General features: G+C 40.6%; 12 protein-coding genes. 7 read left to right on the top strand and 5 right to left on the bottom strand.

Annotated features, from left to right (window positions below; all coding sequences use genetic code 11):
* Positions 1-65: 65 nt before the first annotated feature.
* From H710_RS01475 to H710_RS01495, 5 genes are all read left to right on the top strand, one after another.
* Positions 66-2486, top strand: a complete 2421-nt coding sequence (locus H710_RS01475; RefSeq protein ID WP_041849090.1) for a DNA translocase FtsK — start codon at positions 66-68, stop codon at positions 2484-2486.
* A gap of 283 nt (positions 2487-2769) precedes the next feature.
* A complete protein-coding gene (locus H710_RS01480) occupies positions 2770-3402 on the top strand; it encodes a LolA family protein (RefSeq protein WP_041849091.1) in 633 nt (210 codons plus the stop codon).
* 5 nt (positions 3403-3407) lie between these two features.
* Positions 3408-4223 (top strand): exodeoxyribonuclease III, encoded by an 816-nt coding sequence (locus H710_RS01485; RefSeq protein ID WP_041849092.1) that lies wholly within the window; start codon positions 3408-3410, stop codon positions 4221-4223.
* Positions 4224-4675: 452 nt separating this feature from the next.
* On the top strand, positions 4676-5908 hold the full coding sequence (locus H710_RS01490; RefSeq protein WP_041849093.1) for an efflux RND transporter periplasmic adaptor subunit: 1233 nt from the start codon (positions 4676-4678) through the stop codon (positions 5906-5908).
* Positions 5909-5910: 2 nt separating this feature from the next.
* Positions 5911-7914: a MacB family efflux pump subunit gene (locus H710_RS01495; RefSeq protein WP_041849094.1), complete on the top strand. Its 2004-nt coding sequence runs from the start codon at positions 5911-5913 to the stop codon at positions 7912-7914.
* Positions 7915-8395: 481 nt separating this feature from the next.
* Here H710_RS01495 and H710_RS01500 read toward each other — a convergent pair whose 3' ends face one another.
* The 5 genes from H710_RS01500 to H710_RS01520 form a co-directional block, all read right to left on the bottom strand.
* A complete protein-coding gene (locus tag H710_RS01500; protein ID WP_041849194.1) occupies positions 8396-9004 on the bottom strand; it encodes a YdcF family protein in 609 nt (202 codons plus the stop codon).
* Between the two features lie 136 nt (positions 9005-9140).
* Positions 9141-10115 (bottom strand): cell division protein FtsX, encoded by a 975-nt coding sequence (locus H710_RS01505; protein ID WP_041849095.1) that lies wholly within the window; start codon positions 10113-10115, stop codon positions 9141-9143.
* Positions 10108-10767 (bottom strand): cell division ATP-binding protein FtsE, encoded by a 660-nt coding sequence (ftsE, locus tag H710_RS01510; protein WP_041849096.1) that lies wholly within the window; start codon positions 10765-10767, stop codon positions 10108-10110. Before ftsE ends, H710_RS01505 begins: the two co-directional genes overlap by 8 nt.
* 162 nt (positions 10768-10929) lie before the next feature.
* Complete coding sequence (gene acs / locus H710_RS01515) at positions 10930-12888, bottom strand: acetate--CoA ligase (protein ID WP_041849097.1); 1959 nt, start codon at positions 12886-12888, stop codon at positions 10930-10932.
* 154 nt (positions 12889-13042) lie between these two features.
* The gene (locus tag H710_RS01520) at positions 13043-13723 is read right to left on the bottom strand and encodes a YggS family pyridoxal phosphate-dependent enzyme (protein ID WP_041849098.1); all 681 of its coding nucleotides are present in this window, start codon (positions 13721-13723) and stop codon (positions 13043-13045) included.
* A 323-nt stretch (positions 13724-14046) separates the two neighbouring features.
* Here H710_RS01520 and leuS point away from each other — a divergent pair, with 323 nt between their 5' ends.
* Positions 14047-16674, top strand: coding sequence for a leucine--tRNA ligase (gene leuS, locus H710_RS01525; RefSeq protein ID WP_041849099.1), 2628 nt, complete (start codon positions 14047-14049; stop codon positions 16672-16674).
* Positions 16661-17239 (top strand): LPS assembly lipoprotein LptE, encoded by a 579-nt coding sequence (lptE, locus tag H710_RS01530; RefSeq protein WP_041849100.1) that lies wholly within the window; start codon positions 16661-16663, stop codon positions 17237-17239. Before leuS ends, lptE begins: the two co-directional genes overlap by 14 nt.
* The last annotated feature ends 36 nt before the right edge of the window (positions 17240-17275 follow it).

Raw genomic sequence — 17275 nt, forward strand, 5'->3', positions numbered from 1 at the left:
ATATTTTTGTGTTATAAATTTTGAGCTAAAATTCTTTGTAAAGGGTTTTGCATTTGGGATTGTTTATGCGCCAAGATTCTTCTTCTCATGATTTATCGGCCAACCAATATGGCCAAAGTTCGCGCCTTGTTAAAATATTACTGTACCAAATTGGTGCTTTCATTGGACTTGGGCTTTTTAGTCTTATCATTTTTTGTGTTGTCTCTTTAGCAACATGGAATGTTGCTGACCCATCATTGACGCGTGCTAATATGCATAAGATTACAAATTTGATGGGATGGCCTGGTGCTGTTTTTTCAGATCTTTTTATGCAATTTTTTGGTTTAGCTAGTCTTTGCGTTTTGTTACCGCCCTTTTTTTGGTCACTTTTGTTGATGGTCTACAAAGATATTCAAAATTTTATGGTTCGCCTTTGCTGGTGGGTGGTTTCAATAATTTGTTTATCTGCTTTTTTCTCTCTCATAACACCTTTATCATCTTGGACGCATTGGCCATTGCCAATAGGCCTTGGGGGTATTGTGGGTGATAAAGTTATACAGATTATCTCTTCATTATTTCCTGTCTTGCCTTCTTTTTTGCAGTATGTGTTATGGAGCTGTTTTTTTGTATTTTCGGGTTTTCTGACAGCTGTTCTTGCTGGCAATGTAGTATGGCGAAACAAAAACAATAAAAGCAAAAAAACTCGGGGGGTTAAAGCTGTAGAGCCAATCTTTGATATGCCAGAAGAAGTTGAGCATACGGCTAATGAGACACGGTTGAGTTTTTTCGCTACAATTTTTGGCGCTATTTTACATTTATTTTATTATCTACAAGCTTGTTATAGCCGTCTTTTTTTGCTTAGCAGAAAGTCTGACGAGAAAAATAAAATATTGAACCGCGTTGACCCCGTTTTCTATGATGAAGAGAAAGAGCCTGATTACAAGAAGGTGCCTGTTTCTGCTTCCAAGAGTTCTGTTAAATCTATAAGGGTTTCTTCAAAAGGTAATTTTACACTTCCTTTTTTGGACTATCTTGCCATTTCTCCATCTGCTGAAAAAAGTACAAAACCTTCCGCTAAAGCGTTAAAAGAAAATTCTCATGAACTTGAAGCGATTTTGTTGGATTTTGGGGTAAAAGGTAAAATTATTGATGCGCGTCCTGGTCCGGTTGTCACTTTATATGAATTCGAACCGGCTGCGGGTATTAAGTCTTCTCGTATTATTGGCTTGGCGGATGATATTGCCCGTTCTATGCGTGCGATTTCAGCGCGTGTTGCTGTGGTTCCAGGGCGCAATGTGATTGGTATAGAATTGCCCAATGCAACGCGTGAAATGGTTTATTTGCGTGATATTTTGCAATCTCAGGAATTTTTACATAGCAAAGCAAAGTTGATTCTTGCTTTAGGAAAAACAATCGGTGGAGAAACAGTGATTGCGGATTTGGCAAAAATGCCACATCTTTTGGTTGCCGGTACGACAGGGGCAGGGAAATCTGTTGCGATTAATACGATGATTTTGTCATTACTTTATCATATGACACCTGAGCAATGCCGTTTAATCATGGTCGATCCTAAGATGCTTGAACTTTCAGTGTATGACGGCATTCCGCATTTGTTAACGCCTGTGGTAACAGATCCTAAAAAGGCGGTGATTGCTCTTAAATGGGCTGTGCGTGAAATGGAAGAACGCTATAGCAAAATGTCCAAAATGGGTGTGCGCAATATTGATAGCTTTAATGCCCGTTTACAAGAGGCAAAAAATCAAGGTGAAACGTTAACACGTACCATTCAAGTAGGGTTTGATCATGATACAGGTCGGCCACTCCATGAAACAGAGACACTGCATTTAAGTCCTATGCCTTATATTGTTATTATTATTGATGAAATGGCCGATCTAATGCTGGTTGCTGGCAAGGAAATTGAAGGGGCGGTACAACGTTTAGCACAAATGGCGCGTGCGGCGGGGATCCATGTGATTATGGCAACGCAGCGGCCTTCGGTTGATGTGATTACGGGGACAATTAAGGCGAATTTCCCAACACGTATTTCTTTTTTCGTTAGTTCGAAGATCGATAGTCGGACAATTCTTGGCGAACAAGGGGCTGAGCAATTATTAGGGCAAGGGGATATGCTTTTCATGATGGGAGGAGGGCGTATTCAGCGTGTTCATGGGCCTTTTGTGGCTGATAATGAGGTAGAACAAGTTGTTGCGCACCTCAAAGCGCAAGCACAACCAGATTATTTAGAAACAATTACACAAGAAATGACAGATCAGAATACAAATGTTACACTTGATTCTTCTTCAGAAAATGACCCCTATACGCAAGCTGTGGCGGTTGTTCTGCGTGATCGTAAAGCTTCAACTTCTTATATTCAGCGCCGTTTAGGGATTGGCTATAATCGCGCTGCTTCATTGATTGAACGCATGGAAGAAGAAGGGATTATTAGTCCAGCTAATCATGCAGGAAAACGAGAGATTTTGGTGCCTCCTGAAGAAGAGATTCTATAAAAGTGTATGGAGACATTTTTAAAAAAATTCTTATAAAATAATGGTAAATCCTTCAAAAGTTGCGATAACAACAGCATAATATTTCCCAAGATCATTCCTAAAGTCTATTGTTATAGCTCTTGTACAATAAGAATTTTTGTGTCATTTTTTAAACACAATTTTTGAAAGATTTATGCTGTATTCATTCCATTCTGCTTAGAGTGAAAGTGGGTCCCTGTTATTGTTAAAAGATGTTATTATTTCGCAGATTATGGCATCATTGAGTAGATTAGGAGAACGATCTATGAAGGTGTCTTGCTTATCCCTAAACAGAGTTTTAATTGTTTCGGGTATCCTTTATTTTGTTTTGTTCCTGTTTCCCGCTTTTTCGCAATCTGCTAATCAAGTGGCGCGTGCGCAGGCTATCGCGAATCATTTTGCTGCCATTAAAACGATGACAGGAGATTTTGTTCAGTTTAGTCCAAAAGGTAAAACGACAAAAGGAACATTTTATCTAGAACGTCCGGGAAAGGTTCGTTTCACTTACCAAGGAGTGCCTTTACAGATTATGGCAGATGGCCAATCTGTAGGGATTCAAAATCGCGCTCTCAATACTTGGGATCTTTATCAGCTTTCGCAAACGCCAATGAAATTATTGCTCGGGGATACAATTGATATCTCATCAGAGAATTTATTGGCTTTTCGTCAAGATTCAAAGGTTATAGAAGTTATCTTGCGTGATAAAAGTCTTGGTAAGGGGCAGATCAGGATGATTTTTGATGCCAACACTCACGCGTTGCTACAATGGACAATTGTTGATCAGCAAAATTTAGAAACTACTGTTCAGGTTATGAATGTGCGCACTGGGGTTCGGTTTGCTAAGGATATGTTCACGATTCCTTATCAAAATATTGCTATGTCACGTCGTCGGAATTGAGATGCATGTTTTTTCGTATTGCGACTTGGAATATTAATTCTATTCGTTTTCGTCTTGAACAAGTTCTTCGTTATTTGGAATTATGTGCTCCGGATATTTTGTGTTTACAAGAAACCAAATGTCTTGATAATTTATTCCCGCGGGAGGTTTTTGTATCCGCAGGGTATAAGCATATTACACTAAGTGGTCAGAAAGCTTACCACGGTGTGGCGATACTGTCGCGCTTGCCTTTTATCAGCGTTGAAAAGCGTTTTTTTTGTCAAAAGGAAGAATGTCGTTACCTTTCGGTTGTTGTTGAACCCTATCAGCAGGCTATACGGATTCATAATTTTTATGTTCCTGCTGGTGGTGATGAGCCTGATGTGCAGGTAAATGAGAAATTTCGTCATAAACTCGATTTTTTAGAGGAAATGTCTTCTATTCGAGCTGATCAAGGGGATGGTTTATCATCTCTTTTAGTGGGTGATTTGAATATTGCACCTTTGGAAGATGATGTGTGGTCTCATAAACAATTGTTAAATGTTGTTAGCCATACACCCATTGAAACTGAGCGTTTAAAAGCTCTCTGTTCTGAGGGGGGATGGGTTGATTTAATGCGCATGAAATTTCCAGTTCCCACAAAGCTTTATACATGGTGGAGCTACCGTGCACGCGATTGGGTATTAGCTAATCGTGGACGGCGGCTTGATCATATTTGGTCCTCTCCAGATTTAGCACCTTTTGTTGAGGATCTTTCGGTTTTTCGTGAAGCACGAGGATGGTCAAAACCTTCAGATCACGTGCCTGTGCAATCTGTATTTAATTTTTCACGCAAGGTTTAAAGTCATTCTGCAAGGCATAGAAATAAGGTAAGGTTTGGAATAAATTGTGTGAAGAAAAAAGAACAGGTTACAATGTAAGACAAGCAAGTGTAAGCCAAATAGCAGAAAGTATAGATCGCTGATGAGTCTTTCAAGTGATGGTTAAAAAAGCTTTTATTTGCGTAGTTTTTTATATTTTCATTTTTATAAGCTAAAGATTTCTATTCACTCTTTAACAGGGGTGTTATGCACAAACATCTTATCTTGGGTGTGGAGGATAGGAGTATTTAAATAATTTTGTTTTTAAAAATTGGTATAGATGCAGTATTTTGGAAATAATATTTTGAAAAATGAAGCTATTGCTGTAATCAAAAATAGTTGTGTAAAATATATGCTGATATAAGATGAGGAATAGGACCTTGTCTTCCGTTAAAGAATTCATAAAACGACAGGTTCGTTCAAAGAGTGAGTGCATGAAATCCAGTTCAATTATACAATCAATCAGAAAATTGATCAAAAAACGCAAAAAACTTTCTTTTTTTGGGGGTGTTTTTCTTTTTATCATCTTTATATCGACGATTAATTCTTTTTTCAGCACAGATACGCCTGTTTATATGACAGCAGTGGTGAGGCGTGGTGATATTGAAGACACTGTTCTAGCCTCTGGTCTTGTTCGCCCTTATCGATTGGTTGCTGTTGGTGCGCGTGTAACAGGGCGTGTGGTAGCGATGCATGTTACACCTGGAGAAATTGTGCAAGAAGGCGATTTGTTAGCAGAAATTGATTCAACAGATCAAGAAAATGATCTGAAGAGAAAAAAATCTGTTTTGTCTAATGCTCAGGCTCGTTTGGCCGAGCAGGAATCTTACCTCAAACAAGCGCAGGAGACGTTGAAGCGTCAAGAAGACATGATTAGGGAACACGCCATTTCGCGTGTCAATTTTGATGATGCTGTTGTGCAAGTGAAGATACGTGAAGCTCAAGTTGCTCAATTACAAGAACAGGTTGCGCAAGCACGCATAGATGTGGATAGCGCAGAGGTCAATTTAAGTTATACGCGGGTAACGGCACCTGCAAAAGGAACAGTGTTAGCAACCGTTGTTGAAGAAGGGCAAAATATTAATGCCTCTCAGTCAGCACCAACAATTGTTATTTTAGGCGATTTGTCTAAAATGACAATTAAAGCGCAGATCTCAGAAGCGGATATTCTCAAAGTTCGCGCTGGACAACCTTTGTATTTCAAAGTTTTAGGCAATTCACAGCGCCGCTATGAAGGAAAGTTAGAGACAGTAGAACCAGCACCAGAATCTATCCGTATGGATGAGAGTATTAATCCTGGTATAGGAACTTCTAGCTCTTTGTCATCACTAGCAGTTTATTATAATGGACTTATACATGTCAATAATGAGGATAATTTTTTACGCACCTATATGACAGCTCAAATGCATATTATCTTAGATAGTGCTAAGAATGTTTTGTTAGTTCCAAGTGATGCTTTGCATGATGAAACACAGGAGCGCAAAGCGTGGGTTCAGGTTCTGGTTGGTGCAAACAAGGTAGTAAAAAAACAGGTTGTTGTTGGCATTAACAATAGAGTTATGGCTGAAATTGTTTCAGGGCTTGATGAGGGGGATACAGTGATTATCGGTTCACGTGACGGGTTACAAACAGCATCTACTCGCTTACAGATTGAAAGAGAAATGTAAGCATGAGAACAGAAGGTGTGGATGCTGTCCTTGTTTTAGAGGATGTAATGCGTGAGTTTCAAGCAGGTGAAACGTCTGTTCCGGTATTGAAAAACATCAATCTAACCATTCAGCGTGGTGAAATGGTGGCGATTGTTGGCGCTTCTGGTTCAGGAAAATCAACGCTCATGAATATTTTGGGGTGTCTTGATCGACCAACTTCAGGCCGTTATTGGGTTTCTGGAAAAGAAATAGCTTCACTTTCAGTCGATGAATTGTCGGCTTTGCGGCGTAATCATTTTGGATTTATTTTTCAACGTTACCATTTATTAGGCGCATTAACAGCGCTTGGCAATGTTGAAATGCCAGCGATTTATGCGCGATGTGCCCCCGAGGCAAGAAAAATACGTGTACAAAGCTTGTTAACTCGCTTAGGCATGAGCGATCGGATGGAGCATTATCCAAATCAGCTTTCCGGTGGGCAGCAACAACGTGTGTCTATTGCCCGTGCTTTGATGAATAATGCAGACATTATTCTTGCTGATGAACCAACGGGTGCCTTAGATAGTCAGAGTGGTGAAGAAGTTTTGCGTATTTTGAGTGAGCTTCATCAAGAGGGGCACACCATTATTATTGTGACTCATGATATGCGTGTGGCTGAAAGAGCAGAGCGTATTATTGAGATTAGAGATGGGGAAATTATTGCTGATAATGTGTCATCAGTTCAAAAGATACAGGAAGAAGATAAAATAACGGATGATGTTCAGTTTTTTAATGCAGTAGACTCTGTGCACACTGATAAACCGCTTGGTTTTGTGCATTTTTTTGTCGATCTTTTTCGTGAAGCTTTTATGATGGCGTTGTTAGCTATGAATGCACACCGGATGCGGACTTTTTTAACAATGCTTGGGGTCATTATCGGTATTTTTTCTGTTGTTGCAATGGTTGCATTAGGAACGGGGACACAACAGCAGCTGCTTGAAACTTTTAAAGGGATGGGGACAAATACATTAACAATTATGCCGGGGAAAGACATATCCGATAGGCAGTCAGGAAAGATCACTAGTTTGGTTGAGGCCGATGCAGAAGCATTGTCTCAGTTACCCTATGTTGCAGGTGTAACACCCCAAATTGCAGCAAATTCAACGGTTAATTATGGTTCTATTGAAGTCAATTCTATGGTGATGGGTGTAAGAGAACAGTTTTTTCTGACACAAGGGTTCAAACTTGTTGAAGGGCAGATATTTGATCGGCAAAGTGTTCATGATCGGGCTGTTGATTTGGTTATTGAAAAGGAAGCTATTGCGCTTCTATTTCCTCATAGTGATGAAAGCCCTATTGGGAAAATAGTCCTTGTGGGGCAAGTGCCAGCTCGGATTATTGGTGTTGTGAAACCGGCTCAAGAGTCTCATTCAGTTTCCAATACAATACAGATTTATATGCCTTATACAGCTCTGCAAACTCGTTTTCTTGGAACGACAGAGGTGCGTGCTATAATGCTTAAGATTGCGGATCATGTTGATACAAAATTAGCGGAGGAAGCTGTCGAACGTTTCTTAACGGGACGGCATGGTCAGAAGGATTTTTTTATTAGAAATTCAGCATCATTTATTGAGCAAATTATGACAGGGACAAGAATTGTTACGGCTTTAATCACCTCCATAGCAACCATTTCATTAATCGTTGGGGGGATTGGGGTCATGAATATCATGTTGGTAACTGTTGCAGAGCGGATCAGTGAGATTGGTGTACGTATGGCTGTTGGTGCACGTCAGAGTGATATTTTGCATCAATTTTTAATCGAAGCTATTTTGGTTTGTGCTATCGGAGGGGGAATAGGAATCTCTTTAGGACTTGCCCTTGGTGGGTTATTTACCTTTTTTAATTCACCTATCCATTTGATGTACACGCCCAGTTCCATCATTATAGCTTTTGTTTTTTCAGCATTTATCGGAATATGTTTTGGTTTTTTCCCAGCGAGGAAGGCTTCTCAGCTTGATCCTATTGTTGCTCTTGCACGTGATTAATCGGCCAATTTAAAACAAGATAACAGGCGGGTGAGTTTTAAATTATAGGGTTGCAAGGATAGGATATATTGGACAGCATTAGGAGTCTTTTTGTGGTGACATGGATAAGAATAAACCCGTATTGCATACCGATATTGTAATATGCGATGCCGACAATATTGTAATAATTGAGTATAAGCATTCCAATAAGAAATTTTGACTAAAATCTGTAAAAATCAATGTCTAAGAGAAGAAGAGTTACGTGGCTTTCTGACACAAACTTGATGACCAAATTTGCTTATTTTCTCAAATAAGGAAAGCAGGGAGCTCTCTTGCTTTTCAAATCATTGCCTCAATAGAGCAAAGGAAAGGATTATTAGTTATAATAGAAGGAAAAAATTCAAGCTTTATAGGAGGTGAAGAAAAAGTTCAACTTTTAGTCTTCTTAAGAGCGTATAAAAGAGTCAGTTCTTAATGTCTTGCAAGAAAAATTCTGGCAAGATTAGTTCTGTGTAGATTGGAAAGCAGATCTGATTTGAAAGCCAATATTTTTTATATATTCAGAGGCCAACATACGTATTTTATTGAGTTGTTTAACCTTGTCTTGGGTAACATTTTCCTTAATAGGGTAAGCAATGAAATTTATATCAGGCATTAAATATCTCAGTTCAAGCAGAGAGCGTGCTATATGATAATCATGAGTGACGATATAGAGCGTTTTGTAATTGTGTTTTTTGATCCAAACAGCACTTTCTTCAGCATTGCTTTTCGTATTGGTTGCTTGGTAGCCCAGGTCAACACAACATTCAAAAAGCTGTGGGTCAACATGCATGTTTTGGACAAATCTGTTGGGATGAAATGTTGCGTTAACCCCGCTGATTAAGAGTCGCGAACCAAGGCCTTGTTTCAGCAGACGCAATCCTGTTTCTATACGTCTCTCTCCACCTGTCAGAACAATAATGGCATCAGCTTTGGATAATGAAACAGGGGGATAAAGTTTGTCGACTTTTTCAGAAAAAATAACGAAATGTGTACCCATGATAAGAAAGAGACTTAAAAGACAAAAAGCTGCTGGTGGGCAATAACGAAAAAAGTGCTTAAAAAATTTCATAATTTCCATGGGATATTAGAGGATATTGAGGATGAGAATCTTTTTAGAATGAAAAAATCTTACTATCAGAACAATGATGGCACCAGCAGGAGTATCGGTTATTGATGAGAGATTTCGTATATTGTGAAGCATGGCATTAAAATAAACTATTTGCGGATTGGTTGATTTTTTTTAGTTGTGTTAAAATGGTAATGCGGCTGGTTAGCATGGTGAGAAGAGACACAACAAGAATAAGGCTAAAAATTTTCCCATAAGTAGTGAAGGTGATAGAAACATAGCCAAATAAAGCGGTGATCTGCTCACTTTCGGCTGTCCCCAAATTGTGATGTGTCCAAAAAGAAAAAATATGAAAGAGCACTAAGCTTGCTACGCCGCCATGAAAGGCACCACGCAATGCAGTTTTAAAGAAATGTCTGTCAAACTGTTTCGCAATGAAGTGGGGTTCAGCACCAATGAAATATAAGACATGGATAATGTGAGAATTTTCTGCAAGAGCATTGCGTGTTGCAAAGATAATCGTGAGCATTAATGAACCCAAGACCAGTGTTAAAAGTGCAAAACCGATAAAAACAGTTGTGTGTGCCATTTTTGTAAAATGATGCACCCAGGAACGATGATCATTAAATTGACCTCCTGGGATTTTTGTTTTAATGGCTTCATTGATTGCGTGAAAATCAATATTTTCACCCTTGTTCAGTGTGACGATAATTAGCCGAGGTAAGGGCAATTGATCAAGCGCTAAGTCTGTTCCAAACCAAGGTTCAAGCAATTTTTCAGTAGCAGCTTGGTCCATAATGATGGCATTTTGTACACCATGAAATGTTTTGACCAATTGAACGGCATCACGTAGATTTTGTTCTATATCGATGGTATCAACAGGGTGTATTTGGATCGTTGCTTCATGACTGATTTGATTGCTCCAATTGTGAGCTGTACGCTGCACCAAATCAACACAGTTTAAGGTAAGACTTGAAAGAAATGTCATGATCGCAATAACAGCAACCAAAGCTTGTCCAGAAATATTGCTGTTAGGAACGATTGGCGATTTTGTTATCTTATCATGTTTAAAAATTGCTTTTTGCAAACCGAAAGTGCGAAGAGATTTATTCATGAATAGTCATCCGTCCCTCATGGAGAATCATGCGTCGTGCTTCAACTTGTTCCATCAAGGAAACATCATGTGTTGCAATGATGATAGCTGTTCCGAAACGGTTTAATTCAATAAATAAACGCAAGAGGCGTTTTGCTAAAGGCAAATCAACATTTCCTGTTGGTTCATCGGCTAAAAGGATTTCAGGTTGATCAATGATCGCACGCGCAATGGCAACTCTTTGTTTTTCACCTCCTGAAAGAACGGGGGGTAAAACATGGATCTGATGACCAAGCCCAACCCATTTTAAAAGATCTTCTACTTCACTGCGATAGGTTGCTTCTTCTTGGCCTTTAATGCGTAAAGGCAAAGAGACATTTTCATAAGCAGTCAGATGATTGAGTAAATGAAAATCCTGAAAGACAACACCAATGCGTTTTCGCAAAGCAGGCAGTTCTTTTTCTTTAAGGAGGGCTGTGTCTTTTCCAAATAAATCAATATGGCCGCGGGTTGGTTTGATGGCAAAAAACATGAGGCGCATCAATGATGTTTTGCCTGCTCCAGAGGCTCCCGTCAGAAACTGAAAGGACCCACGGGGAATGTGAAAGCTCATATCACGCAAAACTTCAGGCCCCATTCCATAGCGCAGGCCAACATTTTCAAAACGAATCACTTTGAGGCCTCATTTTTTTATCTTGAAACATTGTTGGTGTTTCTTTGATTTTTTTCACCATTTTTATTATTTCCATTTCACGGTTTTGAATTTTTTCCCTCTTTTCCTTTTGTTTACATTGTTGAGAGGAAATACTTAATTTTAATTAAGCGTGCTGATGTGTTAAGCGGTTTCCTTTATATTTTGGCGATTGGCAATAAGGTTATCAATAATTTGTGGTTCAGCAAGCGTTGAAATATCGCCTAGATTATAAAAATCATTAGCAGCAATTTTGCGTAAGATGCGTCTCATGATTTTTCCCGATCGTGTTTTGGGTAAGTGAGGCGCAAATTGAATTTTATCCAATGTTGCAATAGATCCAATTTCCTGCCTAACATGCTGAATCAGATTTTGATGTAACGTTACACTCGGTTGTGTTCCGGCCATTAAGGTTACAAAGCTATAAATGCCCTGCCCTTTAATGGGGTGAGGATATCCAACAACCGCTGCTTCTGAAACAGCAGGGTGTGAAATGAGCGCTGATTCAATTTCAGCTGTTCCTAACCGGTGTCCAGAAACATTGAGAATATCATCAACACGCCCTGTAATCCAATAATAACCATCTTTATCACGCTTACACCCATCCCCTGTAAAATATTTTCCTTTATAGGTAGAGAAATAGGTTTCAACAAAGCGTTGGTGGTTATTATAAAGGGTGCGCATTTGGCCAGGCCATGAATCGACGATACAGAGATTGCCTTCTGCTTCTCCTTGTAGGACATTTCCTTGCAGATCAACAAGTTGAACTTGAACGCCAAAGAAGGGGTGTGTAGCTGATCCTGCTTTGAGTTTTGTTGCACCCGGCAAGGGTGTGATAATATGGCCCCCTGTTTCTGTTTGCCACCATGTGTCAAGAATAGGGCAGCGGCTGTCGCCAACTGTGTGGTAGAACCATTTCCATGCTTCCGGATTAATGGGTTCTCCCACTGTCCCCAAAAGACGTAACGATGTTCTTTGAGAGCGTTTGACAAAAGAATCCCCTGCACCCATTAAAGCACGGATAGCCGTTGGTGCCGTGTAGAATATATTGACTTTATGCTTATCCACGATTTCCCAAAATCTTCCTTCATCAGGAAAGGTGGGGGAGCCTTCAAACATTAACGTGGTAGCACCGTTACATAAAGGCCCATAAACTAGATAAGAGTGACCGGTGATCCACCCAATGTCAGCGGTACACCAGTAAATTTCACCAGGGTGATAATCAAAAACATACTGATGGGTCATCGAGGCATAGACGAGATAGCCGCCTGTCGTATGCAAGACACCTTTTGGTTTTCCTGTTGATCCTGAGGTATAAAGAATAAAGAGAGGATCTTCAGCATTCATGTGTTCTGGTGGGCAATCGAGTGTAGCATGGGGCATTTCTTCATGATACCAAAAATCACGTCCATTAACCCAGTGAATGATTTTGCTTGTGCGCCGTATCACCATGACTTGAGTCACATTCACATTTTGGCGTGCTGCGATATGAATGGCACGATCCACATTATCTTTTAAGGGAATCATTTTATCACCACGCAGAGCATGATCAGCGGTAATGATAAAGGTGGATTGTCCATCAATAAGGCGCCCTGCTATTGCTTCAGGAGAGAAACCAGCAAAAATAACTGAATGAATAGCGCCAATGCGAGCACAAGCGAGCATGGCATAGGCTGCTTCAGGGATCATGGGAAGATAGATGCTCACTCTATCACCTTTTTTAACTCCATGGTTTTTTAAAATGTTCGCAAAACGGCAGACATGTTCATAAAGTTCATTATAGGTTATTTTTTTATCAAAATAAGGATTGTCACTCTCCCAAATTAGGGCAATCTCATCACCACGATCCTTTAAATGACGGTCAATACAATTATAGGCAACATTGGTTATGCCATCTTCATACCATTTAATCGAAACAGTGTCGTCAAAAGATGTGTTTTTGACTTTTGTATAGGGTTTAAACCATTCAATGCGTTGGCCGTGCTTTTCCCAGAAACTTATCGGATCCTCGATACTTTTTTGATACCATTTTTGATAAGTATCCTGGTCAATTAAGGCGTTTTTTTCAATATCAACGGGTATTGGATAAATTCTTTCAGACATAATTTTTCCTCCTTGAGGCAATGTAGACTACGCTAGGGAGGTTTAAAAGGTAAATTTTATTGTAATCTGTTAAGGGAGTGTTTTCGTGATATTTCCATATGTTAAAAGATGATCTCATGAATTTATGTTTGATGATCTGATAAACGAAGAATCCTTAGCTAGGGCGTTGCCCAAACAAGGCTGATCCAATACGCAAGACATTTGAACCAAATTGAAGAGCGGTTTGAAAGTCATTGGACATGCCCATGGAGAGTTTTGTCAAACCAGATTTTTTGGCTAATTTTGCTAACAGGGCAAAATAAGGTCCGGGGTTATCTTGGATCGGGGGGATCGCCATCAGGCCAACAATATCAAGCCCATAATGATTTTTGCAGTGCGCAACAAAATCAACCACATCTTCTGGGAAAAGGCCGCTTTTTTGTGGTTCTAACCCAATATTAACTTGAATATAGCAAAGGAGATGCTTCTTTTGTTTGTCCATTTCTTCGCTTAAGCTTTTGGCTATTTTTTCACGATCAACCGTTTGAATAACATCGAAAATTTTGACAGCCTCTGCTGTTTTATTGGATTGTAGGGGGCCGATAAGATGCAGTTCAATGGGGTTAAATTGTTGGCGTAGACGCGGCCATTTTTCTGTTGCTTCTTGTACGCGATTTTCCGCAAAGCGAGACTGGCCTGCTTGCAAAAGGGAAATAATCTTGTTTGCAGGTACTGTTTTTGAAACAGCAATGAGCTCCACACTGTCTAAAGAACGTTGATATTCTTTACAGCTGTTGGCGATTTCTTGTTTAATATTTTTCCACGCGTCAATGGATGTTTCATGCATTTCATTCATGATAGTCTCGTGCTTTTAAATTTTTTTCAAGGTCTAAAGAATTTAGCTTGTCTTTACAGCTCTTAGCAGTCTCTTGTTAAATGTTTTTCCACGCAATGGATGTCGCATGAATTTTGCTTATGGCGATCTCGTGTTTTCATTTTTTATTCAATGGCTGAGAATTGTTTCTATAAAGGCAGTCCTTTGATAAAGGGAATTGTTTTATAAGGGCAATTCTCTCTATAAAGCTTGTAAAATATTCATTGAAAAGGTTGACGATAACGTTAATCCATGGGAAGCATTAAAATACTTTTTAGTTTAATTTTGTAAAGAGTATAATAGAAATGACGATCGAACGCTATAATCCACGTGCACAGGAACAAAAATGGCAAGCGATTTGGGATGAAAAGAAGATTTTTCAAACCTCTCATGAGGATGAGGGAGAAAAATATTATGTTTTAGAAATGTTTCCCTATCCTTCAGGCCGCATTCATATGGGGCATGTGCGTAATTATACAATGGGAGATGTCGTGGCACGTTATAAGCGTGCTAAGGGGATGAATGTGCTACACCCGATGGGGTGGGATGCGTTTGGTATGCCGGCTGAAAATGCAGCGATGCAAAATAAAGTGCATCCAAAGGCATGGACCTATCAGAATATTGCCGCTATGCGTAAGCAATTACAGAAATTGGGGCTTTCTATAGATTGGTCGCGTGAATTTGCCACTTGTGATGTAGATTATTATCACCGCCAGCAAATGATTTTTCTCGATCTTTACCAAAAGGGGCTTGTTGTACGCAAAGTTGCTAAGGTCAATTGGGATCCTGTGGATCAAACCGTTTTGGCTAACGAGCAAGTTATCGACGGTCGGGGTTGGCGCTCTGGTGCTTTGGTAGAACAGCGAGAATTAACCCAGTGGTTTTTCAAAATCACAGAGTTTAGTGAAGATTTATTAGCAAAATTGGACGACTTGACAGAATGGCCAGACAAAGTTCGCGTTATGCAAAAAAATTGGATTGGCAAGTCACAAGGGCTCTACATTCGTTGGGCTTTAGACAAAACACAACTTCCCTGTGATGATGTGTGTGAGGGTTTTGACGAGATCACCTGCTATTCGACTCGTCCGGATACTTTATTCGGTGCATCTTTTTTAGCCCTTTCCGTTGATCATCCAGTGGCACAAGCCTTGGCGCAAAAGAATGAAGAGCTTCGTGCTTTTATTGAAATGTGTCGGTGCGGGAGTACCACAACAGAGGCCCTAGAAACAGCCGAAAAGCAAGGATTTCAGACAGAGATTTTGGCTGTTCATCCGTTAAATCCAGCAGTGCGTCTTCCTATTTACATCGCGAATTTTGTTTTAATGGATTATGGTACAGGGGCTATTTTTGGATGCCCAGCGCATGATCAACGTGATTTGGATTTTGCCCGCAAATATGATCTGCCTGTGCAAGTGGTGGTTGCACCAAAAGAGGCTGAGGAGCAAGATTTTACACTTTTCGACACAGCCTATACCGGTGATGGCGTGATGATCAATTCAGACTTTTTGAATGGTTTAACGCCGAAAGATGCTTTTGAAGTAGTCGCACAACGCCTTGAAAAACAGGTTTTAAATGGTCAACCTCAAGGGCAAAAAACAGTACAATTTCGATTACGAGATTGGGGTATTTCACGGCAGCGTTATTGGGGATGCCCCATTCCTATGATCCATTGTGCGGCTTGTGGGGTAGTGCCTGTTCCGCGTGCTGATTTACCTGTCGTCTTGCCGGAAGATGTGACTTTTGATCGCCCTGGGAATCCCCTTGCACGCCATGAAACATGGCAAACCGTGACCTGCCCTTCTTGTGGTCAGCCGGCAAAACGCGAAACAGATACAATGGATACATTTGTTGACTCTTCCTGGTATTATGCCCGTTTTACTGCCCCTTGGGCACAAGAGCCAACCGATCCAGACATAGCGGCGCAATGGCTGCCTGTGCAACAATATATTGGCGGTATTGAGCACGCAATTTTGCATCTTTTATATGCGCGTTTTTTCATGCGGGCTATGAAATTGGTTGGTCATGTCAATGTGGATGAGCCTTTTACAGGGCTCTTTACCCAAGGTATGGTTGTGCATGAAACCTATCGCGATGCGCAGGGGTGGGCTTCGCCAGATGAGGTATCTATTGTTGAACAAGATGGCAAACGCCGTGCTTATAAGCTGACGGATCAGAGCGAGGTGACAATTGGTTCGATTGAAAAAATGTCGAAATCAAAGAAAAATGTAGTTGATCCTGATGATATTATTTCTTCCTACGGGGCTGATACGGCGCGTTGGTTTATGTTGTCAGATTCTCCGCCTGAGCGTGATGTGATCTGGTCAGAGTCTGGGATTGAAGGGGCGCACCGCTTTGTCCAACGTGTGTGGCGTTGTGTGGCGTTGAGCGCACCAATTTTAAGCACCATTGAGCCTTGTGCAGGGCACCAGGGAGAAGCTTTGGAGCTTTCAAAAGCAGCACATCGCACGCTTTGTGCTGTGGAAGATGATTTAGAAAAGCTGGCCTTTAACCGGGCTGTTGCACGTTTATATGAATTTTTGAATATCATGGCCCCTTTATTAAATACGGTGGCCGATCTTGATGATGAGATGAAGGCTGCTCTGCGTCAAGCGATGGATTTTTTCTGTGCTATGATTGCACCGATGATGCCGCATTTGGCTGAAGAATGTCACGCGGCTTTAGGGGGAAAAACACTCATGTCTGAGTGTGCATGGCCTGTTTATGATAAAGCTTTAACTGTTGAAGATTTTGTCACTTTGCCGGTGCAGATCAATGGTAAAAAACGTGGTGATGTCACAGTTCTTGCGACAGCAGATCAAGCAGAGATTGAACAAGCCGTTTTGGCTCTTTCTTTCGTACAAGCACAGTTGGCAGGAAAATCGGTGAAGAAAATGATTATTGTTCCAAAAAGGATTGTTAATGTTGTTCTTTAATCGGTTGTCATGCGTTGTTTGCACTTTTATGTTGGCACTGCTTTGTGGCTGCACAATTGAACCGCTTTATCGCCAAGCCCCGCAATCGTTGACAGCGATGGGTTTTGGTTTTGCAGGGCGTGCAGAGGAAGTTCCTTCTGGCCTTGCGGCAAAGCTGGCCATGATTGTGGTTGATGAGCCTTCTGATCGTTTTAACCAAATGGTGCGTAATCACTTGCTTTTTTTGATGCATGGGGGTGGGGAAAAGCCTGCTACGCCAAAGTATCAATTATCTTTACACACATCTGTAATGACGCACACATCTTTGCCGGTAGAGAGTGATCCTAGAACGGGAAGAACGTGGCGTTTTTCTGTCGGGACAGTGGTCAGCAGGGCCTCTTATTCGTTAAAAGATATGAAGGATAATGTGATTGCGCAAGGGAAAGGAACCATGCGTGCATCATTTGATCGACCTCATCAGGAATATGCGACACTTCAGGCTGAAAAAGATGCTGAAAAACGTGTCGCTACAGAATTAGCGGAACAAATTTTTATGAGGCTTGCAAAAGATCTGGCGAAACTTTAATGGGGTCTTTAACAGGGGAGTGAAGCGACTTTTTAG

This window comes from Bartonella bacilliformis Ver097 (assembly GCF_000709795.1).
Lineage (GTDB): Bacteria > Pseudomonadota > Alphaproteobacteria > Rhizobiales > Rhizobiaceae > Bartonella > Bartonella bacilliformis_A.